Source organism: Treponema vincentii, from assembly GCF_018336815.1.
GTDB lineage: Bacteria > Spirochaetota > Spirochaetia > Treponematales > Treponemataceae > Treponema.
The window spans coordinates 1,664,617-1,689,294 of sequence record NZ_CP050497.1 but is presented as its reverse complement, the minus strand read 5'-3'; the positions used below and the strand labels follow the sequence as shown (position 1 = coordinate 1,689,294).

22 protein-coding genes, 1 tRNA gene and 2 pseudogenes are annotated in these 24,678 nt (G+C 46.2%); 8 read left to right on the top strand and 17 right to left on the bottom strand.

Annotated elements, in window-relative coordinates; all coding sequences use genetic code 11:
- Window positions 1-93: 93 nt before the first annotated feature.
- From GWP40_RS07545 to GWP40_RS07525, 5 genes are all read right to left on the bottom strand, one after another.
- Window positions 94-897 carry a hypothetical protein gene (locus tag GWP40_RS07545; RefSeq protein ID WP_212564832.1) on the bottom strand — a complete coding sequence of 268 codons (804 nt, stop codon included), beginning with the start codon at window positions 895-897 and terminating at the stop codon, window positions 94-96.
- Window positions 898-925: 28 nt separating this feature from the next.
- Window positions 926-1,621 (bottom strand): ABC transporter ATP-binding protein, encoded by a 696-nt coding sequence (locus GWP40_RS07540; protein ID WP_212564831.1) that lies wholly within the window; start codon window positions 1,619-1,621, stop codon window positions 926-928.
- Window positions 1,618-1,998, bottom strand: a complete 381-nt coding sequence (locus tag GWP40_RS07535; protein WP_212564830.1) for a GntR family transcriptional regulator — start codon at window positions 1,996-1,998, stop codon at window positions 1,618-1,620. Before GWP40_RS07535 ends, GWP40_RS07540 begins: the two co-directional genes overlap by 4 nt.
- Window positions 1,999-2,247: 249 nt before the next feature.
- Window positions 2,248-3,402: an iron-containing alcohol dehydrogenase gene (locus GWP40_RS07530; protein WP_212564829.1), complete on the bottom strand. Its 1,155-nt coding sequence runs from the start codon at window positions 3,400-3,402 to the stop codon at window positions 2,248-2,250.
- A gap of 206 nt (window positions 3,403-3,608) precedes the next feature.
- A complete protein-coding gene (locus GWP40_RS07525) occupies window positions 3,609-4,313 on the bottom strand; it encodes a B3/B4 domain-containing protein (RefSeq protein ID WP_212564828.1) in 705 nt (234 codons plus the stop codon).
- 76 nt (window positions 4,314-4,389) lie between these two features.
- Here GWP40_RS07525 and folK point away from each other — a divergent pair, with 76 nt between their 5' ends.
- The 5 genes from folK (at window position 4,390) to GWP40_RS07500 (ending at window position 8,699) form a co-directional block, all read left to right on the top strand.
- Window positions 4,390-4,878 (top strand): 2-amino-4-hydroxy-6-hydroxymethyldihydropteridine diphosphokinase, encoded by a 489-nt coding sequence (gene folK, locus GWP40_RS07520; protein ID WP_212564827.1) that lies wholly within the window; start codon window positions 4,390-4,392, stop codon window positions 4,876-4,878.
- A 116-nt stretch (window positions 4,879-4,994) separates the two neighbouring features.
- Window positions 4,995-6,029, top strand: coding sequence for a low-specificity L-threonine aldolase (ltaE, locus tag GWP40_RS07515; RefSeq protein WP_212564826.1), 1,035 nt, complete (start codon window positions 4,995-4,997; stop codon window positions 6,027-6,029).
- Entirely contained in the window at window positions 6,030-7,010 is a 981-nt protein-coding gene (locus tag GWP40_RS07510) for a cation diffusion facilitator family transporter (protein WP_212564825.1), read from the top strand.
- A complete protein-coding gene (locus GWP40_RS07505) occupies window positions 7,010-7,885 on the top strand; it encodes a hypothetical protein (protein WP_212564824.1) in 876 nt (291 codons plus the stop codon). Before GWP40_RS07510 ends, GWP40_RS07505 begins: the two co-directional genes overlap by 1 nt.
- Window positions 7,860-8,699, top strand: a complete 840-nt coding sequence (locus tag GWP40_RS07500; protein ID WP_212564823.1) for a hypothetical protein — start codon at window positions 7,860-7,862, stop codon at window positions 8,697-8,699. The genes GWP40_RS07505 and GWP40_RS07500 overlap by 26 nt, the downstream gene beginning before the upstream one ends.
- A 207-nt stretch (window positions 8,700-8,906) precedes the next feature.
- Here the strand turns inward: GWP40_RS07500 and ppdK are convergent, their stop codons facing one another.
- A complete protein-coding gene (gene ppdK, locus GWP40_RS07495; protein WP_212564822.1) occupies window positions 8,907-11,651 on the bottom strand; it encodes a pyruvate, phosphate dikinase in 2,745 nt (914 codons plus the stop codon).
- Between the two features lie 166 nt (window positions 11,652-11,817).
- A complete protein-coding gene (locus tag GWP40_RS07490) occupies window positions 11,818-12,429 on the bottom strand; it encodes an HAD family hydrolase (RefSeq protein WP_212564821.1) in 612 nt (203 codons plus the stop codon).
- Between the two features lie 283 nt (window positions 12,430-12,712).
- Here GWP40_RS07490 and GWP40_RS12830 point away from each other — a divergent pair, with 283 nt between their 5' ends.
- Complete coding sequence (locus GWP40_RS12830) at window positions 12,713-13,405, top strand: fumarate hydratase (protein ID WP_269140239.1); 693 nt, start codon at window positions 12,713-12,715, stop codon at window positions 13,403-13,405.
- A complete protein-coding gene (locus GWP40_RS12825; protein ID WP_269140238.1) occupies window positions 13,330-14,358 on the top strand; it encodes a FumA C-terminus/TtdB family hydratase beta subunit in 1,029 nt (342 codons plus the stop codon). Before GWP40_RS12830 ends, GWP40_RS12825 begins: the two co-directional genes overlap by 76 nt.
- Window positions 14,359-14,876: 518 nt before the next feature.
- Here the strand turns inward: GWP40_RS12825 and GWP40_RS07480 are convergent.
- From GWP40_RS07480 to GWP40_RS07455, 6 genes are all read right to left on the bottom strand, one after another.
- Window positions 14,877-15,164 carry an HPF/RaiA family ribosome-associated protein gene (locus tag GWP40_RS07480; RefSeq protein WP_212564820.1) on the bottom strand — a complete coding sequence of 96 codons (288 nt, stop codon included), beginning with the start codon at window positions 15,162-15,164 and terminating at the stop codon, window positions 14,877-14,879.
- 452 nt (window positions 15,165-15,616) lie between these two features.
- Complete coding sequence (selB, locus tag GWP40_RS07475; RefSeq protein WP_212564819.1) at window positions 15,617-17,392, bottom strand: selenocysteine-specific translation elongation factor; 1,776 nt, start codon at window positions 17,390-17,392, stop codon at window positions 15,617-15,619.
- 34 nt (window positions 17,393-17,426) lie between these two features.
- Window positions 17,427-18,776, bottom strand: a complete 1,350-nt coding sequence (selA, locus tag GWP40_RS07470; protein ID WP_212564818.1) for an L-seryl-tRNA(Sec) selenium transferase — start codon at window positions 18,774-18,776, stop codon at window positions 17,427-17,429.
- A gap of 5 nt (window positions 18,777-18,781) precedes the next feature.
- Window positions 18,782-20,158 (bottom strand): MATE family efflux transporter, encoded by a 1,377-nt coding sequence (locus tag GWP40_RS07465; protein ID WP_212564817.1) that lies wholly within the window; start codon window positions 20,156-20,158, stop codon window positions 18,782-18,784.
- Window positions 20,159-20,180: 22 nt separating this feature from the next.
- A complete protein-coding gene (locus tag GWP40_RS07460; protein ID WP_212564816.1) occupies window positions 20,181-20,909 on the bottom strand; it encodes a glycogen-binding domain-containing protein in 729 nt (242 codons plus the stop codon).
- Between the two features lie 283 nt (window positions 20,910-21,192).
- Complete coding sequence (locus GWP40_RS07455) at window positions 21,193-22,182, bottom strand: tRNA dihydrouridine synthase (RefSeq protein ID WP_212566572.1); 990 nt, start codon at window positions 22,180-22,182, stop codon at window positions 21,193-21,195.
- A 268-nt stretch (window positions 22,183-22,450) separates the two neighbouring features.
- On the opposite strand from GWP40_RS07455, the gene GWP40_RS07450 reads away from it, so the two are divergent.
- A tRNA-Leu gene (locus GWP40_RS07450) sits at window positions 22,451-22,532 on the top strand.
- Between the two features lie 52 nt (window positions 22,533-22,584).
- Here the strand turns inward: GWP40_RS07450 and GWP40_RS07445 are convergent.
- The 4 genes and pseudogenes from GWP40_RS07445 to GWP40_RS13670 all read right to left on the bottom strand — a co-directional run.
- Window positions 22,585-23,307 (bottom strand): DUF4097 family beta strand repeat-containing protein, encoded by a 723-nt coding sequence (locus tag GWP40_RS07445; RefSeq protein WP_212564815.1) that lies wholly within the window; start codon window positions 23,305-23,307, stop codon window positions 22,585-22,587.
- A 13-nt stretch (window positions 23,308-23,320) separates the two neighbouring features.
- Window positions 23,321-24,052 (bottom strand): YggS family pyridoxal phosphate-dependent enzyme, encoded by a 732-nt coding sequence (locus GWP40_RS07440; protein WP_212564814.1) that lies wholly within the window; start codon window positions 24,050-24,052, stop codon window positions 23,321-23,323.
- Between the two features lie 158 nt (window positions 24,053-24,210).
- Window positions 24,211-24,504, bottom strand: a pseudogene (locus GWP40_RS13675) (glycosyltransferase family 2 protein); the annotation flags it as partial.
- A gap of 42 nt (window positions 24,505-24,546) precedes the next feature.
- Window positions 24,547-24,675: pseudogene (locus GWP40_RS13670) on the bottom strand (glycosyltransferase family 2 protein); the annotation flags it as partial.
- Window positions 24,676-24,678: the final 3 nt, after the last annotated feature.

Sequence of the window (24,678 nt, the reverse complement as noted above, 5' to 3'; positions counted from 1 at the left end):
TTTAGTAGTAACATCGCATCTAAATCTAAGGAAACTGTCCAAAAACTTGAAGTTTTTAGCGGTTCCCTCTTACACTTCTACCTTCTTTTTTATTTAAAGCCAGACCGAAAGAAAAAAGCATCCGATACCGAAAGCGATAGAAAGCAGAATGGATACTACCGGTACATGTACCGTAGTAGTAGGATAGGTAAGCGTTCCGGCATAATGGTGTATTCCGTAAATGTTAATAGTAAATATTTCGCCCAACATTGCGGCTGCTCCTGTTTCAATCGTTCCAATAAATGAAAGCATACCCATAAATAACAAGATACCTCCTACTGTCCAGAGGGCACGCATACGTCTAATGTTAAAAGACCGCACAATAGTTTGAACAGCAAGGGTTATATTTCCGATCAAAATAAATCCTGCAATAAACAGAAACAGCAGCACAATATATCCCGGAATATTTTTGACTAGTATCGTGTTTAAAAGCTCGATATTAAGCTGGAATAAATCCCGGAAGTGGAATCCCATATAATGGATAATCCAAAACAGCATCACTATCACAAAAAGGATCAGTGCGGCAATCGCGTATATACAAAATTCTACAAGTCCGCATAGCATTCTGCCAAGCACTATCCATTCAGTACGTACCGGCAGCGTGAGCATAAGATAACTTTCATCGGTGAATAGCAATGAGCGCCCATAGCCGCTGCTGCACCGGATAAAGGATGAAAGCGGAATAACCGCTAACGCTAACATGGTTAGCACAAACCAGAAATGATAAAAACCGTTTGTTACATCGTTTGTCATGGTAAGGAACAAGAGTTCAACCCCACTCATACATGCCATAAGGGCACAGTGAAGGAGAATACTTTGTTTCCGCTGTAAAAAGATGTATTTAAAAATCTGCTTCATATAAACCTCCGTAAACTCAAGAGCCGTCTTAACCGAAAATTTCGAGATAGAGCTGATAAATTGATTTTTGGTGCGATTCCCGCAGCTGCTCTGCATCACCGGATAGGGCGATCGTTCCTTCCCGTAAAAATGCAACATCGGTAAAGACGTGTTCAACATCGGTTACCAGATGCGTACTGATAATAATGGCGCTATTTTCCGTCCATGTTTTAATAATTGTCTTAATAATTTTTTCACGGGCGACTGGATCGGTTCCGCCGAGCGGTTCATCAAGAACAAAGAGTTTTGCTGCACGGGAAAAAGTAAGCGTCAGATTCATTTTTTCGATCATGCCCTTTGACATTGTTTTAATACTTTGGTTTGGATCAAGCTGCATAAAACTAAGCAGTTCCAAAGCCTTATTCCGATCAAAGTCCTCAAAAAAATCTCGATAAAATTGAATGGCATCCAACGCAGTCATTTTAGGATAGAGGCAATTCCTGTCGGGTAAAAAAGAGACCATAGCTTTTGTTGCAAGACCGACAGTTTCACCGCATATCCTGATCTCCCCTGAGCTTGCGTGCAGGAGCCCTGCAATAATTTTTAAAAAGGTCGTTTTGCCCGAACCATTGGGACCAAGTAAGCCGAGTATCGAACCATCCTGTATTTCTAACGAAATATCTTTTAGTACCGGTTTAGTAAAATAAGATTTCTTCAGTGAATCCGCTTGTAAAATAATACTCATGGGGTAACCTCCTGTGCAGCCTGCGTTGTAGCTGAATTTTTTATCAGTTCAATAATTTCAGCCCGTGAATAGCCGAGGCTTTCCAAGTCATGGATAAATGCCTTGGTGATACACGTAACTTTTTCAGTACGCAGCCGGCTGATCAAGTCTTGATTATCAATGACAAATGAGCCGATGCCTCGTTTTGTTTCGATAATGCCGAGCGATTCACAGTCCTTATATGCCCGTGAAACGGTGTTTTGATTCACTTCCATCATCACCGCCATTTCTTGAATGGAAGGAAGTTTTTCACTCGGTACCAATGTACCGTTCAATATATCGTTTTTTATTTTTTCGATAATTTGAACATAAATCGGTATATCGGTATCATATTTCATGCTCTCCTCCTTTAGTATACTATGTAACTAGTATACTAGTTTATTAAGTAATAAATGTCAAGAGAGGGGGATGTTAAGGGAAAGAATAACACATGAACCGATAAAAATTGTCTATGTAAGAACGGTAAAAGAGGTTGTAGAATCAGAAGAGAAGCACATTGCAACGTAAACAACATCCTATGCATAAAAGAAAGCCCTGCTACCGATGAGGGCAGCAAGGGCGTTTTATCTTATGAAATGGTTATATTGTTAAAAATCAATATCTTTGCCGTAATAGGCTGCAAGGTAAATCTTCTTAATATCAACAGGAGAGGTTTTGCGCGGATTGGTCAGCGTACAGGCATCGTTAAAGGCTCTTTCGCTCATCAAATCCAATACCTTGAGGAACTTATCTTCTGGAATAACGGTATTCTTGCCTTCCTGTATGGTGCGGGTAATACCAACTTTCCGGTTCAAGGCAGAGACTGCATTTGCGATATTATCAATACCTAAAGCCCCTTCCAGCTTGCTGTACCGGTCGGTTTCTTTTCTATTATAGTTGATAATATACGGAAGCATAATTGCGTTCGCCTCACCATGCGTCAGATGGAACTCACCGCCAATCTTATGCGCCATCGAGTGAACGATACCAAGCGAGCAATTGCTGAATGCAATACCGGCAACCGTTGATGCCGTGTGCATTTTTCCGCGTGCTTCCATATCGTTTCCGTTTGCGACGGCCCGCTCAAGATAGTCGAACACCAGCCGGATCGCCTCAAGTGCATAAGGATCGGTGTAATCGTCGTGAGCGGTAGACACGAAGGCTTCGATAGCATGGGTCATAACGTCCATACCGGTTTGAGCCGTTACCAGCGGCGGCATTTTTGCGGGGATTCTATCATCGACAATCGCAATATCGGGGATAATATCAGGGCTTACGAGCGGATACTTGATATTTTTTTTCGTGTCGGTAATAACGGAGAATGCGGTAATTTCGGAAGCAGTTCCGGATGTTGACGGGATACCAACCAGCTTTGCTTTTGTACGCAGCTTGGGGAATTTGAAGGCGGCTAAATCGTCAAAGTTATAGCCGGGGTATTCGTAGTACACCCACATGATTTTTGCAGCATCCATTGCAGAACCGCCGCCTAATGCGATAATCCAATCGGGATTAAAGGCTGCCATCTTTGCGCCGCCTTCTTTACAGGTCTTAACGGAAGGATCAGGCTCTACGCCGTCGATAACCGCTACTTCCATACCGGCTTTTTCCAGATAGCCCTTCGCTTCATCGATAAAGCCGAATTTTTTCATCGAGCTTCCACCGGTAACGATAGCCGCTTTTTTCCCTTCCAATGTGGAAAGAAATTCCAAGGCACCCACTCCGTGTACAATCTTAGGCGGGATACTGAATGTTGCGTACTTCATAATTTATACTCCTATTCATTAAAAGAGGCGTTATGTTGTACCGTTTTGTAACTGTATCTTAAACGGATAGTCTAATCCTCTTTTATTTTATAGATAGTATTATAACGATATTTTATTATTTAGTAAATAGGAAAACGATAAAAAAACACCGATCAGCCAAAAAAAATAGACTAACCGGTGTTCTTATTATTTATAGTAAGATAGAATTATAGTTCGATAGAAGGATTTGATTGCGTTAAAATTTCGGTTGTAACAGCTGCACCGAGGTACTTTTGAGCATACTCTCCGATAAGCGCCAATGCAGCTTTTAAGTCTTCCAAACGGGCAGGATCAAGGTTTTCCATGATGATAAACGCATTTTTTGTGTTTTCGGTAATCATTGTGCGCTGCCCGTCGCGCCAATTAAAACAGCGGCATATTGCGCCCTTGTTATCACGATAGCACAACTCACCTTCCAGTGTTTGGCTATGCTCTTCATCGCCGAGCGCAAAAAAATCGTCGCCGCCCTTTGTAACACCGAGGATTAAATCACCGTCAAAGGTATCGCTGTCTTCCGCTCCGCACGGCAAGCCGAATTGCAATGACGCTGCATTGTAAATATCTACCAGCGGATTAATATACGAAACGGGATTCTGTTTTTCTACCCGCTTCAGCAGCGCTTCGATACTGCATCGAACACCTTTCTTTGTTTTAAACTTGCGGTATGCATCACGCCAGATGGCGATAACGGGGTTTTCGCTGAATACGTTTTTTATCAAAAATTTTTCCGCATCGGCATTGCTTCGTGAAAGTAACACTTTTATATCGCGGACACTTTCGCCGCTATTATCTATACCCTTTAACAGCACCACACCGAGCTGCGCTTGAGGAAAAAGCTCCCAAAAAGAGGCATCCGCCAAAAATTTACTCATAGTATCTCCTATACAAAATGCTATCGATACTATAAAAATATACAAGTCTTTTGTAAAGAGGCCGAAAATTTTAGATATGGAAACAATCATATTGGGACTTGGGTCCAACCGCGGAGATTCAAAAACAATCCTTGCAGAAGCAATTAAACGGTTCGCGTCATTTTTAAATGATATCCGTACCTCATCCGTCTATATCACAAAGCCGCAGGATTATCTCGATCAGGATGATTTTTACAACATGGTTGTATCGGGACACTATGCAGGGAGTCCCGCCTCGTTGCTTAAAACTCTGCAACGGATCGAAGCGGACTACGGCAGAAACCGTGAAATTGAGATTCCAAAAGGCCCTCGTACACTCGACATCGATATTCTCTTTTTTGGGAGCCAAATCGTTAAGCTCGATAATCCTCCGCTTATCATCCCGCACCCTGCCGTACACCGGCGAGCCTTTGCACTCATCCCATTATTGGAACTGTATCCTGACTACCATGATCCCGTTACACGACAGCCGCTCGCCGCCGCACTCGCAGCTCTCCCCGATCAAGGCGTGCGGAAAAGTGTCTGATGCGTAGCTGAGGTTCAGCATCGCAAATTACATCTAAGAAAAACCTCTAAAAACCGTAAGTTTTTTAGAGATGTCCTGTATTGCATTGGAAGGGCTTATGGGATACACTTGGATATATGAAATACATTGATTTACGCAGCGATACCGTTACGTGGCCAACCGAAGCAATGCGGGAAGCTATGGCAAAGGCTCCGGTCGGCGATGATGTGTACGAAGATGATCCTACCGTTAAGGAACTGGAACAATATGCGGCAAGTATTACGGCAAAAGAGGCAGCGCTCTTCGTACCGTCCGGCGTATTCGGAAACCAGTTGGCGCTTTTCACGCATTGTCCCCGCGGCAGTGAGGTCATTTTAGACGATCAATGTCATATCGTACAGCACGAAAGCGGAGCCGCGAGTATTATTGCAGGCGTACAGCTGCGGACGATCGATGCTCACGGTTCTATTCTTTCACCGGAAGCAATTGAACCGCGTGTACGCATCGGGGATGATATTCATGAACCTAAAACAAGTCTTATCTGTTTGGAAAATGCGCACTCAAACGGAAAAGTGTTTTCGGTAGAGCAGATGGAGCAGGTGAGGAGATGCGCAAACCGCTATCATATTCCCGTTCACCTTGACGGCGCGCGTCTGTTCAATGCAGCCGTTTCTTTAGGTGTTGAAGCGAAGGAACTGACGCAGCATGTCGATTCTGTTATGTTCTGCCTTTCCAAAGGCTTATGCGCACCGGTCGGCTCTATTTTAGCGGGAAGCCGCAAATTTATCGACCAAGCCCGCCGGAACCGCAAAATTATGGGCGGCGGTTTGCGTCAGGTGGGTATCCTTGCCGCTGCGGGCTTAATCGCCTTAAAAGAGATGCGGTACCGCCTTGATACCGACCATCAGAATGCGGGAATGTTGGAAAAGCTCTTAAACGATATCGATAAAATAGAGATTGCGCATGACCGCAGGGACATTAACTTTTTGTTTTTCAAAAATAGCGCAGATGCACAATTGGATACGGAAGCCTTTGTCGAATATATGCATGGAAAAAATATTTTGATCAATCCTTGCGACCGCAACGGGTATTTCCGATTGGCAACACACTATTGGATAACAAAAGAACATATCCAATATATTGCGGACACAATTAAAGAGTTTTACGCCTAAATGCAATCGACCGATCAAAATACGCTTACACAGGATACACGCACCAAGATTGTACGCACAGCTTCTTTTATTGCACTCGGGGGTAATCTGTTTCTCTGCATAATGAAGCTCGCCGTAGGCCTTATAACCGGCAGTCTTGCAGTGTTGGGAGACGGCATCGATACGGCAACCGATGTCGGTATTGCCGTGATGGCAGTGCTCGTCAGCTTTATCATCAATAAGCCGTCGGACTCCCGCTATCCGTGGGGACGGCAGCGTGCCGAAACCATTGCCTCTATGGTATTGGCGTTTATCATTATGTTCGCCGGCATCCAGCTCTTTATCGCCTCAATCAATAAACTGATACAGGTATATAAAGGCGAGCTGCTTCCGATGCCGCAGCGCATTGCGATAATCGTAACGACGGTGTCTATTGCCGGTAAGCTTCTCCTCGCGCTTAATCAATATCTCCTCGGTAAAAAAGCCCAAAGCTTGATGATACTCGCCAATGCACGCAATATGGTAAATGATATTGTTATATCATCATCGGTACTTTTCGGCTTTGTTATTTCTCTGTTATTCCATGCACCGTATTTTGACCCGCTTGTTGCATTGCTCGTTTCATGCCTGATTATCAAATCGGCCATTACGCTCTTTATTGAACTCAATGTTGAATTGATGGATGGCAATACCAATAAGCAGCTTTACGAACAGCTTTTTAGCGCCGTAGCAACCATCCCGGAGGTTAAAAACCCGCATCGGGCGCGGATACGCAAAATGGCGAATTTGTGGGATATCGATTTGGATATCGAGGTTGACGGCTCCATGCCGGTAAGTGAAGCGCACAGTATTGCCGAAAAAACTTCGCTCGCTATTAGAAATGCACTTGGGAATGTGTATGATATTGTGATCCATATTGAACCGTATAATTCCGATAGGGACGGGGAGTGCTACGGATTATCGTTGGAAGATATGGATGGTATGGGAGGAGATATAAAATAGTGCGAAAAAAATGGTTCGGGGCATTTTTTTTATTGATACTACTGCCGCTCTGTTCGGAATCTCTACGGGATCAAAATAAGGCATATTTTGACTCTATTCAATGGGAAGCATTGGGAGATGATTTGGTTATTCCGCCCCTTCCCGAACCGTATACTATTGAAGGCGACCGGCCTGTTCCGTATGCGGATACTATCGATGACGGCGATATTCTTCCTTCATTGCCGCAGCTTGGGATACTGGATTATCAAAATATTCCCGAAGATGTCCTCGCCTTTTGTGATAAAATCACAGCAGCAATTGTTTCAAAATCGATTGATGATGCCTTTTTTAGTACACAAAAAGCATTTTTATCTCATCTCGGTCGTTTTATGATAGAACATTTTCCTGATTTTTCTTATGCGTTTTACGGACGCCCATCATTCAAACAGGATGGCAGTGCAATAATACTGATGCGGCTGACTGTAAAACCGGCAGCAGCGGAAGTGAGTGATGAAGTTAGCAATGAAAGCAAAGAGACCGCTGTACCGCATGATACGGCGATAAGCCAAGGTTCATCTTTACAGCAGGATGCGATTACACAACAAGATGCAGCTGTACAACAGAATGCAATTGTACAGACTGGAGAGCCGGAACCGGACGCTCTTCCTATCGAAAATACCAAAAGTATGGAAAATACCGCAGGTACTAAAGCTATCGAGGAAGGTATCGAAGAACAGCCGGAGAATATCGCTGAGGTTCCAGACTTTTTTTCCGATGACGAACAGCCGCTGTTTATTATGCTGGAATTCGGCGCAGTAAAAGAAGATACCGCATGGAAAATTTCTTATATCGATTTTAAGGGGGCAGAATATGCAGATTCCGCTCTCACGAATTGAATATGACTATATCATTGAATCATTCTTACAGGAGTTCCCGCCGCTTCTTCTACAATCGGGAGCGCTCTTTTATATGTTGCCGTCCGGCTCCTATACGATAAAAAACAGTAAGCTCTATTTTCAACCACTGCCTGAATTCATCGGGAAAAAAACATCCGTTTTTTTTGATCATAAAAAACGAAGCATTGTCTTTCATACAACTGTTTATGCACATAACGGCAGCTGCTCTATAGCGTTACCCGATATTGCATATAAATACGACCCCGATGGACAGCAAAAAAACAATGTTTTTGCAGAAATTCATATACCGGATAACTCTCCGATTACCGCGCATGAACACGAACATTTTCCCCTCGATTCGATTATCCATACTGATCTGTATTTGCCTGCCTTCACCGATTTTTTACCATCGGCTTATCAAACGGCCGCACAATATACGGCAGAAAAAACAATAACGCGGAATATGTTCCCGCTTTTTTTATACCGCCTGCACGAGTTTGAACGGCAAACGTTTATGATGTTTAACCCATATTCATCAAGCGGGCTGTATGTATTGTTTATAGACAGTAAGATACTCATCTGCGGATGCAAAGACCGCTATGCAGTTTCAATCGGGAAACGGCAATCGCTTCAGTTTGTGCTGCATTTTCCTCACCGTACCATTCATAGCAAAGGGCGAAGTCTATTTTCCCATTTTCTTCCAAAAAGCAACTGTGCTGTACTCGGCTTTGTGTTCGAAGATCTTTTCGAAGAGGATAAACGGTTTTTGTATGAGCGGGTGTATCATGAAAAGTACAACCCCTCTGACTTTTGAAAATATACGACACATCTACTTCGTTGCCTTGGAGCTGTCTTGAAAGTAACTAACTTTTGGAACATCCCCATGCTCCTTCTTTATAGTTTTTAAGCGTATCTCCCTTATTAGCTTTCATCCGGAATTAAGCTATAAAGTAAAAAGGCTACCCAAAACTAAAATTTTCGGGCAGCCTTTGGGTACAGTTATATAAACTATAACGATTATTTATTTCTTCTTTGTTGTGGTTTTAGCGGATTTTGCCGTTTTGGTCGTTTTTTTAGCTCCGCCCTTTTTCGCTTCTATTGCAGCCTGTGCAGCAGCAAGGCGGGCAATCGGAACACGGAATGGGGATGCCGAAACATAAGACATGCCGACACGGCAGCAGAACTTAACGGATTCCAAATCTCCGCCGTGTTCACCGCAGATACCGACCTTTAATTCGGGGCGAGTTGAACGGCCTTTTGCAATACCGTCTTTTACGAGCAACCCGACGCCGACTTGATCCAACGACTGGAAGGGATCGGCGGGGAATACTCCCGCTTTTTGCTCATCCACATACGCAGGCAAGAACTTCGCAGCATCATCGCGGCTTATACCAAGCGTCATCTGCGTTAAGTCGTTAGTTCCGAACGAGAAGAACTCTGCCCGTTCTGCGATTTTATCGGCTAATAAAGCAGCGCGCGGAGTTTCGATCATCGTACCGACCAAGTATTTAATCTTAGCCTCATGCTTTTTTAGAATTGCGTCTGCAACGCTGCGAATTCTTTGCTCAAGAATCGCAAATTCTTTAGGATCGATAGTAAGCGGAATCATAATTTCGGGCAGTACCGTAATACCTTTTTTGTGCACATTGCATGCTGCAGTAATAATAGCGGTTACTTGCATTTCGAGAATTTCGGGATAAGTAATTGCCAAACGGCAGCCGCGATGACCGAGCATCGGGTTTGCTTCATGGAGCTGTTCTACCCGTTCCTTTACACTTGCAAAACTGATATTGAGCGCTTCGGCCAACTTCTGCTGACCTTCCTTATCGTGTGGTACAAATTCATGCAGCGGAGGATCGATTAAGCGGATGGTAACGCCTTTTCCATCCATTGCTTTAAAGATGCCTTCAAAGTCCTTTGTTTGAATCGGAAGCAGCTTAGCCAAAGCCTTTTTGCGTCCCTCGGTAGTGTTTGCAACAATCATCTCACGGATCGCGAGAATACGCTTTTCATCATTAAAGAACATGTGCTCGGTGCGGCACAAACCGATACCTTCGGCTCCGTGTTCGATTGCAACTTTCGCATCTTCGGGGCGGTCAGCATTGGTGCGTACTCTAATGGTACGAATCTCGTCAACCCACTTCATCAAGGTCTTATATGATTCAGGCTGTTTTGCTTGTACCAATTTCAGCTCGCCGACATACACATCACCTTTGGTTCCGTCAAGGGTGATAAAATCGCCTTCTTTCAGGACTTTACCGTCATAGCTGCATTCGCCTTTTTCGTAATCGATAACGAGTTTTTCGCATCCGACGATACAGCATTTTCCCCAACCGCGCGCAACAACCGCTGCGTGGCTGGTCTTTCCACCGGTTGCAGTCAAAATACCCTGTGCAGCGTGCATACCGCCGACATCTTCGGGGCTGGTTTCCTTACGCACGAGAATTGCTTTTTCTTTCTTTGCAGCAAGCTCTTCTGCCTTAGCGGCGGAAAAACAGATTTTTCCGGTGGCAGCGCCCGGGACTGCGGCAATTCCGCTTACAAGCAATGCGGATTTCAAATTTGCCTGCTTGTAGTCAATAGCCGGATAGAAGATACCTTCGATATCGCTTGCTTTAATACGCATGATCGCTTCTTCTTTTGTGATAAGCCCTTCATTCACCATATCGACAGCCATTCTGAACGCGGCAGCAGGAGAGCGTTTACCGGTACGGCACTGAAGCATATAGAGTTTACCCTCTTCTACGGTAAACTCCATATCCTGCATGTCCTTGTAGTGGTCTTCCAAAAGAGCGCGGACTTTGCAGAGCTGGTCATAAGCTTTTTTATCTTCTTTTTCAAATTCGGAAAGTTTAATCGGTGTACGGATACCCGCAACAACGTCTTCACCCTGTGCATTAAAGAGGTAGTCTCCGTAGAATATATTTTCACCGCTGTTGGGATCGCGCGTAAAGCAAACGCCGGTACCGGAGGTATTCCCCTTGTTACCGAATACCATCTGCATAACGTTTACTGCAGTGCCTTTAATTCCGACGAGGTTTTCTACGCGGCGGTAAGTAACGGCTTTTTCGGCCATCCATGAATTGAATACCGCTCCGATAGCGCCCCAAAGCTGCTCGATCGGATCCTGTGGGAAGTCTTTCTTAATCTCTTTTTTATACAGCGCCTTAAATTTTGTAATAACTTCTGCAAGCTCGTCTTCATTTACATCGGTATCGCCGACTTTTTTACTTGCTGCAATGTTCAAGCGTCCGCGGGTATGTTTTTCTTTTACTTCATCAAAAAGGGCGTCGAATTTACTGCGGTCAATACCCATTGCCGTTGAACCGTACATCATAATGAAACGGCGGTACGCATCCAAAGCGAAACGGCGGTTCGATGTCTTTTTTGCCAAGCCTTCAACCGATTTATCGGTTAAACCGAGGTTCAAAATCGTTTCCATCATACCGGGCATCGAGACGGGAGCACCTGAACGGACGGAAACCAAAAGCGGATCGTTGGGATCACCGAGTTTCTTACCGGCGCTTTTTTCCAGCTTCTGCAAATTCTCTTTTACAGATTTTTCCAAACCGGTAGGGTATTTCTTATTATTTGAATAATACAATTGACAAACTTCAGTGGTAATTGTAAAACCAGCGGGAACGGGCAACTTTGCACGGGTCATTTCGGCTAAGCCGGCGCCTTTACCGCCCAGTAACTGCTTCATCTCGCCGTTACCTTCAGCCTTGCCGTTTCCGAAGAAATAGACATATTTTTCTTCTGCCATGATTTCCTTCCTTAATAAATAGATAAAAATAGATTAGATACATGGGCATCTCTAAAAACTCGGTTAGCTTTTAGAAATGTCCTAACATATAAATAATGCCGTTATTTTATAGTGTACGATAGTTTATGTCAACGGCTCAATCAGGGCTTAATCCGGGCTTTGTCGTTTACAGGCAAGAAAGCCAATCTTTCTGAGCTTGCGCCAATCCTGTCCATACAAAACCTCGGAATCCGAGCTTTTGCGCTGCAGCGATATTCCGTTCAATGTCATCGAAAAAAACAACTTCATCTGCGCGGATACCCAAACCTTTAAGACACTTGCGATAAATTTCCGGTTCGGGTTTTATCAGATGCAACCGGCATGAAAAGCATGCATAATCGGCGGCTACAAAGGGAGGAATTTCTTTTTCATATCGATCTAAAAATTGATATGGCATATTGGAAAGGATGCCCAATTTAAATCCTTGCTTTTGAATGTTCAATGCCCAATCGCATACCGCATTATTTAAAGTTCGCCAAGCGGCTAAATCGATATCCACCATTTTTTTTAGTAGCTCGGCATCTTTAGCGGCTTCTTCATAGCCGTTATTTTGCAGTAAGCGGCTGTACATTTCCTCACCGCTGATGATGCCGCGATCAAAATCGCTGCGGTGTGTGCTGTAAAGATTTCCAAATGCTTTCAGCGGAATGCCGGTTTCGGCAGCCAGTGTCGCATCGATAGCTTCCGTATCGGTTAAAGAAATAACATTGCCGTAATCCAAAATCAGTGCTTTAATCATGAAAGACTCCTTGGGCATCTTTTAAAAACTGATTCGTAGGTCGGCAACGCGGACACCTGAATGAGCATTTTCTTACAGAATAAGCTGATAAGCTCGCAGTTTTTTAGAGATGTCCTTATTGTCATAGCATGAATTGAATATAAAACTCAAGAAGTTCACGGTAAACGCTATGGATTCCGCATTATAAATAGAGTCAAAAAAAATAGTGATATAACCGATATAACCGATATATAACCGATGCGTGGGCTGGTAAATTTGTTCTTTTCGATGTATACTGATGTATATGGAATTTGAAAAGATTATTCCCGCCTCCGGTCTTGCGGCGGTACAGGGCGGAAACGGCTTACTAGTTGACGGCAGCGTATTTGCCGTCTTTGCAGAGCAAGCATTTAAACGCTTATCCTTTACCTTTCCTCAAGAACATTTGGAAAGTTTGCTGAAAGTTGCCTGCGATCCGGCATCTTCGGAAAACGACCGGCTTGTCGCAGTTAAACTGTTGGAAAATGCAGTGATTGCGGCAAAAGGTACGCTGCCGCTCTGTCAGGACACGGGCGTTGCGCAAGTCTTTGCATGGAAGGATTCGTCCGTGTATTCGGTCTTAAACGCTGTGGAGGGAACAACGCCTTTCGGTTCCGATACGGAAGCGTTGACTGCGGGTATCGGGAAGGCGTATAAAGAGAATAATCTGCGGTTTTCCATCAATATTCCTTCTTCTCTCTTCGATGAAAAAAACTCGGCTACCAATTTACCGGCGCAAATTGATATATTCAGCACAAACGGAAGCGCCGAGCCTTCGTACCGTTTCCTGTTCTGCGCGAAGGGCGGCGGTTCTTCCAATAAAACGGATTTTACCTGCGCGACAAAGGCGTTGCTGAATCCCCAATCCTTTGAGCGTTTTTTTTGCAGACGAAAATCGCCGCCCTTGGAACCGCCGCTTGCCCGCCGTACACGATTGCCGTTGTTATCGGTGGGTTGAGTCCTGAACAGAACTTACAGACGCTTAAGCTGGCAACGACCGGCTACTGGGATGCGGTAGCGGCGTTAAACGAAGCCGGTGGCGCTGTCCGCTGGACGGATACGGTTGGCGGCGTATGTCCGTTGCGGTGTAAGGACTGGGAAGAGCGGGCATTGCGCATTGCTGCGGAAACGGGTTTAGGTGCCCAGTTCGGCGGTTCCCATCTTGCGGCGCACGCCCGTGTGTTCCGATTGCCGCGGCACGGGGCAAGCTGCTTTGCCTCTATCGGCGTGTCGTGCAATGCGCACCGGAACCTTGTCGGTTATATCAGCCGCGAAGGCGCCTTTTTGCAAAAAAACGTTTCCGATCCTCAGCCATACTTGGAAAAAGCGGCGGCGTATACAGCTGGCGCCGGTACACACCATGGGGAGCCTGTTAAGGTTGACCTCAGCTCCATAGACGCCGCCCGCGCCGTGTTATCGAAGTATCAGGTAGGGCAGGCGTTCCTTTTTTCGGGCGAGATTTTAGTTGCACGCGATGCGGCTCATGCCCGCTGGAAGGCGCTGCTGGAAAGCGGTAAACCGCTGCCCGATTACACGCTGCACTATCCGATTCTCTATGCCGGACCGGCGGAAACACCGAAGGGTGCTGTTATCGGCAGCTTCGGACCGACGACGGCGAACCGTATGGATCCTTATGCCGACGATTTGATGAGCAGGGGCGCTGCACTGATCACCATTGCGAAGGGGAACCGGTCTGAACTGTGGCGTACCGCGTGTAAAAAATACGGCGCCTTTTATCTCGGCGCCATCGGCGGCGCGGCGGCGCTGATTGCGGAAAAGCATATTACCGCGCGTAAAGTCCTCGACTATCCCGATTTAGGGATGGAAGCCGTACAGCTGATTTCGGTGAAGGATTTGCCGGTATTCTTGATTACGGATGATAAAGGAAATGATTTTTACGTCTCCCTATAAAGAAGCTTTCTATTGGTATTGGCACGACTCAAGACTTTAAACGTATTCTTGTCATTTCTACAAAAATAGTACATATTCTGAAGCTCAATTCAGTACAGGTCTCGAATGCGGTCTCGCCGAAGGCGCAGTGCGCGGTTCCCATCAAAAAGCGCTTGAAACGGCAAAGATACTAAAACAACTCGGTGATTCCGTAAAAAAGATAATACAAGCGACAGGCCTCAGCAAGCTGGAAGTGGAAGCATTATAGGCTTCTTATCGCGGCAAACATCACATGCCGGAAGATAAAACAGGGAGTGTCGATGAAAAAAAGTTTTGTTGATACGATAAAAAAAAGTTTTGACGAACTTACGATAGCCGCTGATTATATGTTCTACTTCGGAATAGGTTACCTTAAAACGCGATATTCACGCGTCGTGCTATTTGTCTGATGCGTGAACTCAACGACCTGTTCGACAACGCAGTTATCGAACAGGTCTAATGTACTTCGGCTCCTTGGGGATAGAGATACCCGAGTGTTTTTATTTTTTAGCTTGTATCTTATCTTTTTCTTTTCGTACTTTCTGATCCAAAATATCCATCAATTTATTGACTCCTGCGTTAAAGTCATAATCCTCGGTGGAGACGTGTGCCGTTCCGCCTTTAAAATTGACGGTACATTCGTAGGTGAATTTTTTGTCGAATTTTATTGTGCAGAGAACGTCAACAATTAACTCTTCCGCATACTTAATCCGTTCAAATTTCTTGTGTACGAAGGCTTTTTGATCTTCGTCCAGCGTAAATTTTACCGCCTGTAAATTGATGTTCATAGTAGACCTCCTATACGGTATCAGGTGAGTGAAGGCGCCGCAAAAGCAGCTGTCTTGTGCAGTGCACTTTCTTGCAGGCATTCTAAAAAGATTGAACACATTTTTAGACCCCTTCTTTATTAAGTATACGTAATAAAATGCAAAAAGTCGAGGAGAATCCGCATGTATTCCTCTTTTCCTTTTGCACGAAATTTTACCTAAAATTTCATGCATTTTTTTTCGGAAGAAGGGTAATCGTACCAGACAGATAAATCAAAATCGCAGAATCACAGAGGTTATGAGACCATTTGAACCATCTTCAACTGTTGTACATCCATGTACATCAGTTGAAGGCGAGTTTTGTGTACGCACAAAACATCGCTACTATATGGAACCACTGCCATCCTTGGCAGTTCTGGTCGAATAGCTTCTCTTTTTCTGCGGGGATATGAAAAGCAGTTAATGTGGTTACCCTACAAGACAATTCTATCATTCTCCTGACGCCTTACCTTACCGTTTTTTTCCAGAACATTGAGCAGCGGGATGACATATTTGCGCGAAAGATTGGTCGCGGTACGGGCGTCTGCAATGGTGATGATGTCGCCTGCTTTTTTCCCTTTTAAGATAGCGGCAACCGCTTTGTCGTATACCTCACGGTGGAAGTGCAAAAAATTTTCCAATACGACGAGTTTGCCGAGCTTTACCAAATCGCGGGCGTCTTTCCGTACTTGCGGCAGCTGGATTTTATCTATTTCGATACCGTCGAACCCTGCTTTAAGCGCCAACTGTAACAGCTGCTGTGCCGTTTTCGACAAGGTATCTCCGCTGCCTGCCAGCTTGTACACACTGCCTGCATTGACAAGTTTGTTTTCCGCGCACAGTTTTTTCAAGATTTCTTGCCGCACCTTTACCGGCACAGCCGTATCGATTTCCTCAAGCGTAAAACCTGCCTGACTTTTCTTTGCGGTCTCTAAAATCTTTGCTTCCCATTCGGCAAGCTTCTTGGTAAAGATGAGCTGTTTGCCGCAAGCCGTAACGTCTTTTGCATCAGCCGAAAGCTCTTTCGGTTCCGCGCGGTCTTTCTCTATAAAGCCGTCGATAAAAAAGCCGCAGCTTTTCCATGACGGTAATTCCCGTCCGGCATACACCGAAAAAAACTGTTTAAAGACGGCCGCGCGGTAGGAGTCAAAGGCCGCAAGTATTCTGCATGAGGCGAGAATGGAACTTCCCCCATGCCTGATAAGGACGGCCGGTTGGTTCCAGCGTCCGGCAATCGGTTCCTGCAAGGACACCCGCGCCAGCGTGGGATCGGTTTTGTTAAAGTGAATCGCGCCGATGGCATTGGTACTGCCGGTTGCGAGTTCCAGTTCGATATGGTTTTTAATACCGGCGCCGTTTTCCTGTTTGTTAAAATATTCATCGACGCGGACAAGCAGTTCGGAGCCTTGCAGTACGGGACTTTCGCCCATGCCTGCAAGCAGCATACCGCGCTCTACCTTTTCTTTTTCGGATATTTTCAGGTTGAGCGCCGTCCTCATCCCCGATTCGGAAGAAGATACGTCGGCGTGGTGATTTTGAATGTTTTTAATCTTGCACTCGGTTCCGCCGGGATAGAGTGCAAGCTGATCGCCGACGGCAACGCTTTTACCGCGGAGCGTACCGGTTACCGTGATGCCGATTCCTTTCAGCGTAAAGGCGCGGTCGATATACAGGAACGGCTTATCCAACGGAGCGGTGCGGACGGCGCTCAATAATTCCGTAATTTTTTTCTTGAGTTCGTCGATACCGGCGCCGGTATGTGCGGAAACAGCCGTCGAAGGTAATTCCCGTCCGAGGATTTCGCGGCAATGACGATTTGCATCTTCCCGTATCAGCTCGATCATATCGTGATCGGCCAAGTCTGATTTGGTTATGACCAGCAGGATGGAGCTGATATGCATCGCTTTAAGTACCCGCAGGTGATCCGACGACATCTGCATCCATCCGTCGTCTGCTGCGACAATCAGCATTGCCGCGTCAAGTCCCCACGTGCCTGCTACCATGTTACGGATAAACCGTTCGTGTCCGGGAACATCGACGATACCGACCGTTCCGTGTACGGGATCTTCCAAGGCGGCAAAACCCAGCTCAATGGTCATACCCCGCTTCTTTTCTTCGGGGATGTGGCTGGTTTCAACTCCGGTTAAGCATTTTACCAATGCGGTTTTACCGTGATCGACGTGTCCGGCGGTTCCTAAAATATATGCCATAGTCAACGCACCTCTATAATTTTTTAACGAACCTCTAAAAGCCGGGCGAGTTTTTAGAGATGTTCTTTAATTCTTGAGCGATATAGGTATCATCGGCAGGATTTACGGCGGCAAGGTGTAACAGCAGCCTATCCTCCGAAATAATAGCGATAATCGGAATGCTGCAAAACCGCAGCGCCGTCTTTACCGCTTCCGGTTTATGCGTGTGCAGCATAATTGCCCATGACGGGAAAGCTTCGTCGGGGGTGCTACCGCCGCCGAGCGAGAAAGGGTAGGGGACAACACATGCGGTTCCGGACGGCAGTTTTCTCACAATCTTTTCGCTCCGTTTTTTTATCACGGCAGGGTCAAGCAGCAACGCTTCGGCGGCGGCGCTCTTTCCGTTATTCAGGTAATGCACGAGGGTTTCTTCCATTAAAGCGGCAACGGCACGGCCTACCCGATAGGTGCGCATCAGCGGATGGCGGGCGATGAGGGCGATTAAATCTTTTTTGCCGGTAATCCATCCGCACTGCGGGCCGCCGAACACCTTATCCCCCGAAAAACACACGAGGTCGGCGCCTTCTTTTAATAAGGCCGGTACGGTCGGCTCATCTTGTACGGCAAGTGAAATAGTGCCTGACCCTTGATCCACCGCGAGGATTACCTCAGGCGGTAAGGCCTGGCGGATGGCGGTAAGGGAGGGCTGCTCCGTAAAGCCGCGGATTTTATAGTTTGAGGTATGCACCCATAGCACCATTGCCGTCTGTTCGGTAACGGCGGCGGTAATGTCTTCAAGGGTGGTGATGTTGGTAGTGCCGACTTCTACGAGCGTACAGCCTGCTTCCCGTAGAATGTCGGGAATGCGGAAGCCGCCGCCTATTTGCACCTGCTGGCCGCGCGCAACGATAACCTCTTTTCCGCTTGCAAGCGCTTTAAGTAACAGAAACACGGCGGCGGCGTTGTTGTTCAGCATCAGCGCCGCTTCCGCACGGACAAGCGTACTCATCGCTTCGACGGCAAAGGGGAACCGCTGTCCCCGTTTGCCGTCCTCCAAATCCATCTCGATAGCCGAGTATGATTGGGCTGCTTCCTTTGCCGCATCCCAAATACCGTGCGGAAGCGGGCTTCGTCCGAGGTTTGTGTGCAGGATAATGCCCGTTGTGTTGATAATCTTCGAAATCCGCTTCCGTATATGCTTTGTACATCGCTGTCGGATGTCCGCTATACACGCATCAAAAGACGGAACGGCGGCTCCTTTTAAAGCCTCAGCCCGTATCTCTTTGATATACTCCGATACGATGGAAGATACAATCGGTCTACCGAGCTTTTCGATGCAGCCGGAAAGGTCATGATGTGAAAGCAGTTTTTCGACTTGCGGTATCTGTGCCAGTGAACCGTGCATGGCGGTTACTCCTTTTTTTCAGTGGTGATGGTGAGCGCCGACACCCATTTTGTCCGCAAAATGAGGACGGTTGCGATGAGCGCAGTTGTCATATTCGAAAAGAGATTTCCCCAAAAAATAGCGTAGTAGTGCAGGACATGTTCCGTTGCCAGCACAAAGATATAGCGCAGCAGCCATATACGGAGAACCCCGAGCAAAAGCGGCATCTTCGTTTTACCGAGTCCGATAAACGCGCCTTGGATGGTCATACAAATACCGAAGCCGACAATCGAATAAGTGTAGATGTTGAGCGCATTGTTTGCAATACCGATAATTTCCGGCTCTCGCCTGAATAAGACGGTTAGATAAGGCGAAAGCGGAATCATAATCGAAATCATTATAACGGCGATAATGATGCTGGTAATACAGCCGAGTAGGCAATCCCGTTTCGCTTTTTCAGGGCAACCGGCGCCGATGTGCATACTGACCATCGTAGTAATTGCCGCGCTAAAAGCCGCAGGTAGATTGAAGCACAGGGCATTGATATTGCTCGCGATTCCCTGCGCCGCAACAACGATGGCTCCGTATTTTTCAATCTCTTTATTGATAAGAAAAAAGCCGAGGTATAAAAAAGAATAGTTGAACATTGCCGGAAAACCGACTTTCAGAACCTCTCTGATGATCTTTGAATCGAACTTGAAGTTTTTGACATCGAGCTTGTCCGGACTTTTGTGGATGAACAATTCGTATACCATCCAGATTGTGATCGTTGTATTTGCCAAAAGCGAGGCGAGTACGCACCCGAGAATTTCGAGCCGCAATACATAAAGAAAGAGAAAATTCCCGACAACCTTCATAACAAAGAGGATGGTCATTCGGGTAAAAGCCGCTTCGGGTTTTCCATTCGCGTTTTTGATACCGTTGTATACGGACTCCAAAAAGCTGAACGGTAAGACGATGCTGTACCACGCGATGTACTGACGGACATACGGCGCTATATCGCTCTGCAAGCTCCGTGAAACCGCCACACTGATGATAAGGAGCAGTGGCGCGCTAATGATACCGAGCATAACCGCGAATAAGAATATCTGTGCTGCGACCCGTTTCCCTTCTTCGATTGCGCCTCTGCCGTTCAGCTGCCCGATAATTGCCATCGCAGCAACGCTTAATCCTTGCGATAAACCCAATACCATCGAAATAATCGGCTGCGAAAAAGTTACCGCCCCTGTTACTGCATAACCGGTGAGGTTATTGATAAAAAGCCCATCGGTGAATGGCATCATCGCTTGCACGGTATTCATCAGAAGCGAGGGAAGAGAGAGAATAAGCAATGTTTTAATAGGGTTGGCGGTCAGGATGAGTTCGCGTCGCGCTTCCGTCGATTGCTTCAGGAATGTCTTCATACGGCAAGAAGCCTATATGCCGCTATTCCACGGAAATAACGGAAGCGGTTCTGCCGTCGGCCATGTAGACGTGTTCGCGGTTTGTCGTATCGGGAATTTGCTTTCCGTCTTTAAAATATGCGTAATACCAAACGCCATTCGGCAGCGGAAGGTATAATTCGTATCTGCCTGGCATCACTTCTTCCAAGGTATACATAAAGGGATCCCAGTTATTGAATGTGCCTGCAAGGTATATCCGTTTGCCCGATTCTCCTTGATAGACAAAACGAGTTCTGCCGTTATTTTCAACAGCGGTTCTATATTCTTTTTGATACGGAATCTTTAAAACCGAAAGAGACATTCCGGCGGAGTAGTCGAAGATTTCATCGGGATTGAGCGGATCGGTAGACCAGAGACCGTTGATAACCAGCCGATAGCGCAGCTCTCTCATTTCTTCAGGTATTTGCATGATGTAGAAGAGAATTGATTTTTTGGTTTCGGTGCTATCATCGCTTCGATACAAGCGCTGGAAAGAATGAATTGATTGAAAGTTTTCATGTTCAAAGGCGATACCGACATGGCGTGCGGATCCGGCTGCCGTAAAAATGATATATTTTCCGGTGATAAGCGGCGCATCCGTCCGTGCAATTGTTTCAACAAGTTCGCCGTAGGTGTATGTGTCGATGGTAGTTTGCTCCGCCGCTTGCACCGCGATCAGTATACACAAGAAAAAAAAGACCGCCACGGCTTTTTGCCGTATTGCATTGCGCATGATGTCCTCCCTGAATATTTTAAACATCGTAACTAAATCTCAGGAAACACCGATTGTAATCACTGGTAGTTAATCGGCTGTTATCTTTGGGCATCTCTAAAAACTCGGTTAGATTTTAGAGATGCCCGACGAGTTTTGTTTAAGTCTTTATTTCATAATGACTTAAACAAAACATCGCAAATAAGCTTAAGGAAAACCTCTCAAAACTGAAGTTTTTAGAGGTTCCCTTTTCTAATAATAACATACTTCTATTTAATAAGCATCGGAAAATAATCCGAAAACTTTATATTTCAATCAGTTTGTCGTCCGGCGACTGCTCAAAGTAGGTGTGCAGTACGCGCTCCATTTCTTCCCTGCTTCGAGCCCGCAGCACCTGTGTTCTGCAATAGTGTGCAAACGAGAAGTTATCGCAATAAAACTGAAAGAACCGCTGCGCCCGCGTAAGAAAGAATTCCGGCGGCTGTTCGGCTTCGAGGTAGTGCAAAAACGATAACGCCGTTTGTTCAAGGTCGATACGGTACGGTGCGGAAGTCGAATCGCCGACACGTTTGCGGCGTATTGCTTCAAAAATCCACGGCATTTGTACCGCTGCGCGTCCGATCATCCACCCCGCGCAAGGATAGTGCTGCGCGGCGGTTTGCAGTTTCTCTGCCGAATTGATGTCTCCGTTGCCGTATACCGGAATAGGCAAATCCTTCGCGAGCGTTGCCGTGTATTCGTGGAGAGCCGGCCGCGCATAGCTTTGCCGCTGCAGGCGTGGGTGGATCGTGATAAGTTGCACGCCTTCATCAATCAACATCGTACAAAAGCGTAAAAGATACGCATAATTGATAGTAGCGCCGAGTCTCAGCTTTACGCTCAGTCTAAACGACTTGCCTTGTTCCGTAGAATATGCCTCAAGCGCTTGTTTAACCGAGCGCACCGCTTCGGCTGTCGTGTTAAGCGGCTTCAGCATCCATGCAACGCCCGCCCCCGTTCGTACAATCGGCGGCGCGGAACAGCCCATGTTTAAGTCAACCCCGCTGCCGCCGTGCTGCAGTACGATAGGTATCACCTGTGCGAATGCCTCCGCCTTAGGCGAAGTGAGTTGCCACACCAGCTTTTCCGGCACGGGGTTTGCCCGCAGATACCACTGTTCAAACCGCCCGCCCGCAAGCAGCGACGGCGCATGAATCATCTCGGTAAAGTATTCGTCGGGATCGCCGAAGGTATGGATAAGCATCCTCAATCCCGAATGGCTGATATTTGCAAGCGGCGCCAGTATGAGCTTCATCGCGGATAACTTTAGCAAAAACTCCGTGATTTTGCAATGCGTGGAATTCCGCACATTTTTTTCTAGCAACAGGGCAAATATATCAGAAGAATAGATCAAATACCGCAGAATAAAGAGGCTGTGAGACCATTTGAACCGCGGAGTGGTTCAACTCTGGTTGAATAGCCTCTTTATTCTGCGGGGATATTACATAACTCTGATGTGTTTGCCCTGATTGAGGCCTTGACTTTATTTGTAATCTTAGATATAGTACAGCACTGTTACAAATGCGGCGGTGGTGGAATTGGTAGACACGTCAGCTTGAGGTGCTGATGCCGCGAGGTGTGCTGGTTCAAGTCCAGTTCGCCGCATGAAGGCTTCTTTTGAAACTCAAAAGAAGCCTTTTTTTATGCACGAGGAATATCAGTTTCCGGTATTTTGCGTTGAAGCTGCCGTTTTTGTGTCTTTTTTTGTAAAGCTGATTGAAGTTTTTGCTGCGCTTCCCGAAAAGATGATGCGGTGTTTTGCTTTCGCGTTGCCGTATTCTCCCGGGCTTTTGGTAAGTTCATTACCGGCAATGGTGAGCGTCCCTCCGTTTTGGACGTAATCGATATGATATTCGGTCTCTTCCGAAGGGAAGACTATGGCAGCGGTTGCATCGGTTACGGTGAATGCACAGGATTTTACAATTTGTGTTTTATCAAAGGACAGCGCACCTCGCACAATATTGATTACGGCATTTTTAAAGACACATTCGGTAGTTGTTACCGATCCCATATTCAACATCGCAAGGATATGTACTGCCTGTACTCCTTCGAGGCGGATATCCGCACGGCTTACCCGTATGCTGCAATTTTCCAGCAACATCGTTTTCGGTATAAAGACATACAGTGTGCCCTGAGAAGGAGTCATCTGGCGTATCCGCAGGGTTTTTTGTGTCTCTATGCAGGACAGTTTTTTGCCTTCCGCAAGTTCAAACCGATAGGCGATGCGCTCTTCATCGAACGTTTCTGCAATCAAATGTACCTGAGAAAGCTCAATATCAAGACCGTTGGTCTTCGACCGTGCGTAGGTAAGCTCTTCGCCGAAAGCGGTTAAGGCAGATAGTAAGAATATAATTACAAGCAAAATCTTTTTTTTCATCATCTCTTTAGCATTATTATGAAGGGTTTTGTTCATTCCAGTAGTAAGTATCGGGATAATGACGTTCGCCGAATACCGCCGTACCGATACGCAACATGGTCGAACCTTCTTCAATGGCAATTTCGAGGTCGCCCGACATCCCCATCGAAAGAATATCCGTAGAAACATTCGGCAGCGCCAGTGCCGCAACGCGCTTTTGTACCTGTTTAAGGCAGCGGAAGCATGCCCGAACCTTGTCTTCTTCCCCGGAGAATAATCCGATAGTCATAAACCCGCGGATAGTGACATGGGGTAGGGCAGCGATGGCTTTTACCAGATATTCCGCTTCTTCCGGCGCACAGCCGAATTTACTTTCTTCCGCTGAGGTGTTTACCTGCACTAAGATGTCGAGCTTACGGTCTTCCTGCGCAAGCCGCTGTTCCAGTTTTTGCGCCGTATCAATATTATCGATTGATTGGATACATTGAGCATATTGAATAACCTCTTTAATCTTATTCGATTGCAGATGCCCGATAAAATGCGTCGTATGCGGCACTACGGAAAGTGCTTCATATTTATCGCGCAACTCTTGTACCTTGTTTTCGCCGATTAAAGTACAGCCGTAAGAAAAAGCCTGTAGAATCCGCTCCGGCTCGACGGTTTTAGTTGCAAGCAGCAGCTGAACTTCTTTTGGATCGCGCCCTGCCTTTTTGCACGCCACTTTAATCCTTTCCATAATATGCAGGATGTTTTCTTGAATAAGTTCCATAAAAATGTACCGTATGCTCCTGATACCCTAAAGTAAACCTGTTCGGAAACTTCCGTTTCGGAACAGGTCTAGTATATAATCCCTTTGGTATTTATGCAATGGAAAAACGGACGATGTAACACAGCATCAGGTATGCAGGAAAGGGTAATTCTCAATTCTTAATCAATAATTCCCCACCATTCATCCAGCAGAGCCCGTGCTTCTGCCTGTAATGAGGGAACCACGCAGGCTTCCAGCTGTTTGAGGTTATCGGCACGGTATATGCGCCCTAATGCCTGTACCGCTTCGCGTATACGGCTGTCCGGAATAGGGTGTTCATCTAGATAAGAAAGGATAATAGTAAACACCGAGGAGGTGGAACACACTTTTTGCCATTCGGCAAGATCGGTGATTTCTTTGCGGGACGTTATACCGGTGTTGATGCGGTAGTTATACACGGTATCGGGGCTGCCGTCGTTTACAACAATCGTTTCAAAAAGCGGCGCATCCTTTTGCGCCAAAACACTGTCTAAAAACCGCTCCACCAGCCCCTCCGTCCCATATACCGGCACGCAGAGGCTGACAAGCGGCTTGTGCTGCGCCGCACGCTCGAAGCGAGCAGCGCAGCATTGAAGAAAACTCATGTT

Excerpts from the sequence above, each read along its gene's own strand:
- GWP40_RS07545 (WP_212564832.1), bottom strand. The coding sequence starts at position 897 with ATGAAGCAGATTTTTAAATACATCTTTTTACAGCGGAAACAAAGTATT.
- GWP40_RS07540 (WP_212564831.1), bottom strand. The coding sequence starts at position 1,621 with ATGAGTATTATTTTACAAGCGGATTCACTGAAGAAATCTTATTTTACT.
- GWP40_RS07535 (WP_212564830.1), bottom strand. The coding sequence starts at position 1,998 with ATGAAATATGATACCGATATACCGATTTATGTTCAAATTATCGAAAAA.
- GWP40_RS07530 (WP_212564829.1), bottom strand. The coding sequence starts at position 3,402 with ATGAAGTACGCAACATTCAGTATCCCGCCTAAGATTGTACACGGAGTG.
- GWP40_RS07525 (WP_212564828.1), bottom strand. The coding sequence starts at position 4,313 with ATGAGTAAATTTTTGGCGGATGCCTCTTTTTGGGAGCTTTTTCCTCAA.
- folK (WP_212564827.1), top strand. The coding sequence starts at position 4,390 with ATGGAAACAATCATATTGGGACTTGGGTCCAACCGCGGAGATTCAAAA.
- ltaE (WP_212564826.1), top strand. The coding sequence starts at position 4,995 with ATGAAATACATTGATTTACGCAGCGATACCGTTACGTGGCCAACCGAA.
- GWP40_RS07510 (WP_212564825.1), top strand. The coding sequence starts at position 6,030 with ATGCAATCGACCGATCAAAATACGCTTACACAGGATACACGCACCAAG.
- GWP40_RS07500 (WP_212564823.1), top strand. The coding sequence starts at position 7,860 with ATGCAGATTCCGCTCTCACGAATTGAATATGACTATATCATTGAATCA.
- ppdK (WP_212564822.1), bottom strand. The coding sequence starts at position 11,651 with ATGGCAGAAGAAAAATATGTCTATTTCTTCGGAAACGGCAAGGCTGAA.
- GWP40_RS07490 (WP_212564821.1), bottom strand. The coding sequence starts at position 12,429 with ATGATTAAAGCACTGATTTTGGATTACGGCAATGTTATTTCTTTAACC.
- GWP40_RS12830 (WP_269140239.1), top strand. The coding sequence starts at position 12,713 with ATGGAATTTGAAAAGATTATTCCCGCCTCCGGTCTTGCGGCGGTACAG.
- GWP40_RS07480 (WP_212564820.1), bottom strand. The coding sequence starts at position 15,164 with ATGAACATCAATTTACAGGCGGTAAAATTTACGCTGGACGAAGATCAA.
- selB (WP_212564819.1), bottom strand. The coding sequence starts at position 17,392 with ATGGCATATATTTTAGGAACCGCCGGACACGTCGATCACGGTAAAACC.
- selA (WP_212564818.1), bottom strand. The coding sequence starts at position 18,776 with ATGCACGGTTCACTGGCACAGATACCGCAAGTCGAAAAACTGCTTTCA.
- GWP40_RS07465 (WP_212564817.1), bottom strand. The coding sequence starts at position 20,158 with ATGAAGACATTCCTGAAGCAATCGACGGAAGCGCGACGCGAACTCATC.
- GWP40_RS07460 (WP_212564816.1), bottom strand. The coding sequence starts at position 20,909 with ATGCGCAATGCAATACGGCAAAAAGCCGTGGCGGTCTTTTTTTTCTTG.
- GWP40_RS07455 (WP_212566572.1), bottom strand. The coding sequence starts at position 22,182 with ATGAAGCTCATACTGGCGCCGCTTGCAAATATCAGCCATTCGGGATTG.
- GWP40_RS07445 (WP_212564815.1), bottom strand. The coding sequence starts at position 23,307 with ATGATGAAAAAAAAGATTTTGCTTGTAATTATATTCTTACTATCTGCC.
- GWP40_RS07440 (WP_212564814.1), bottom strand. The coding sequence starts at position 24,052 with ATGGAACTTATTCAAGAAAACATCCTGCATATTATGGAAAGGATTAAA.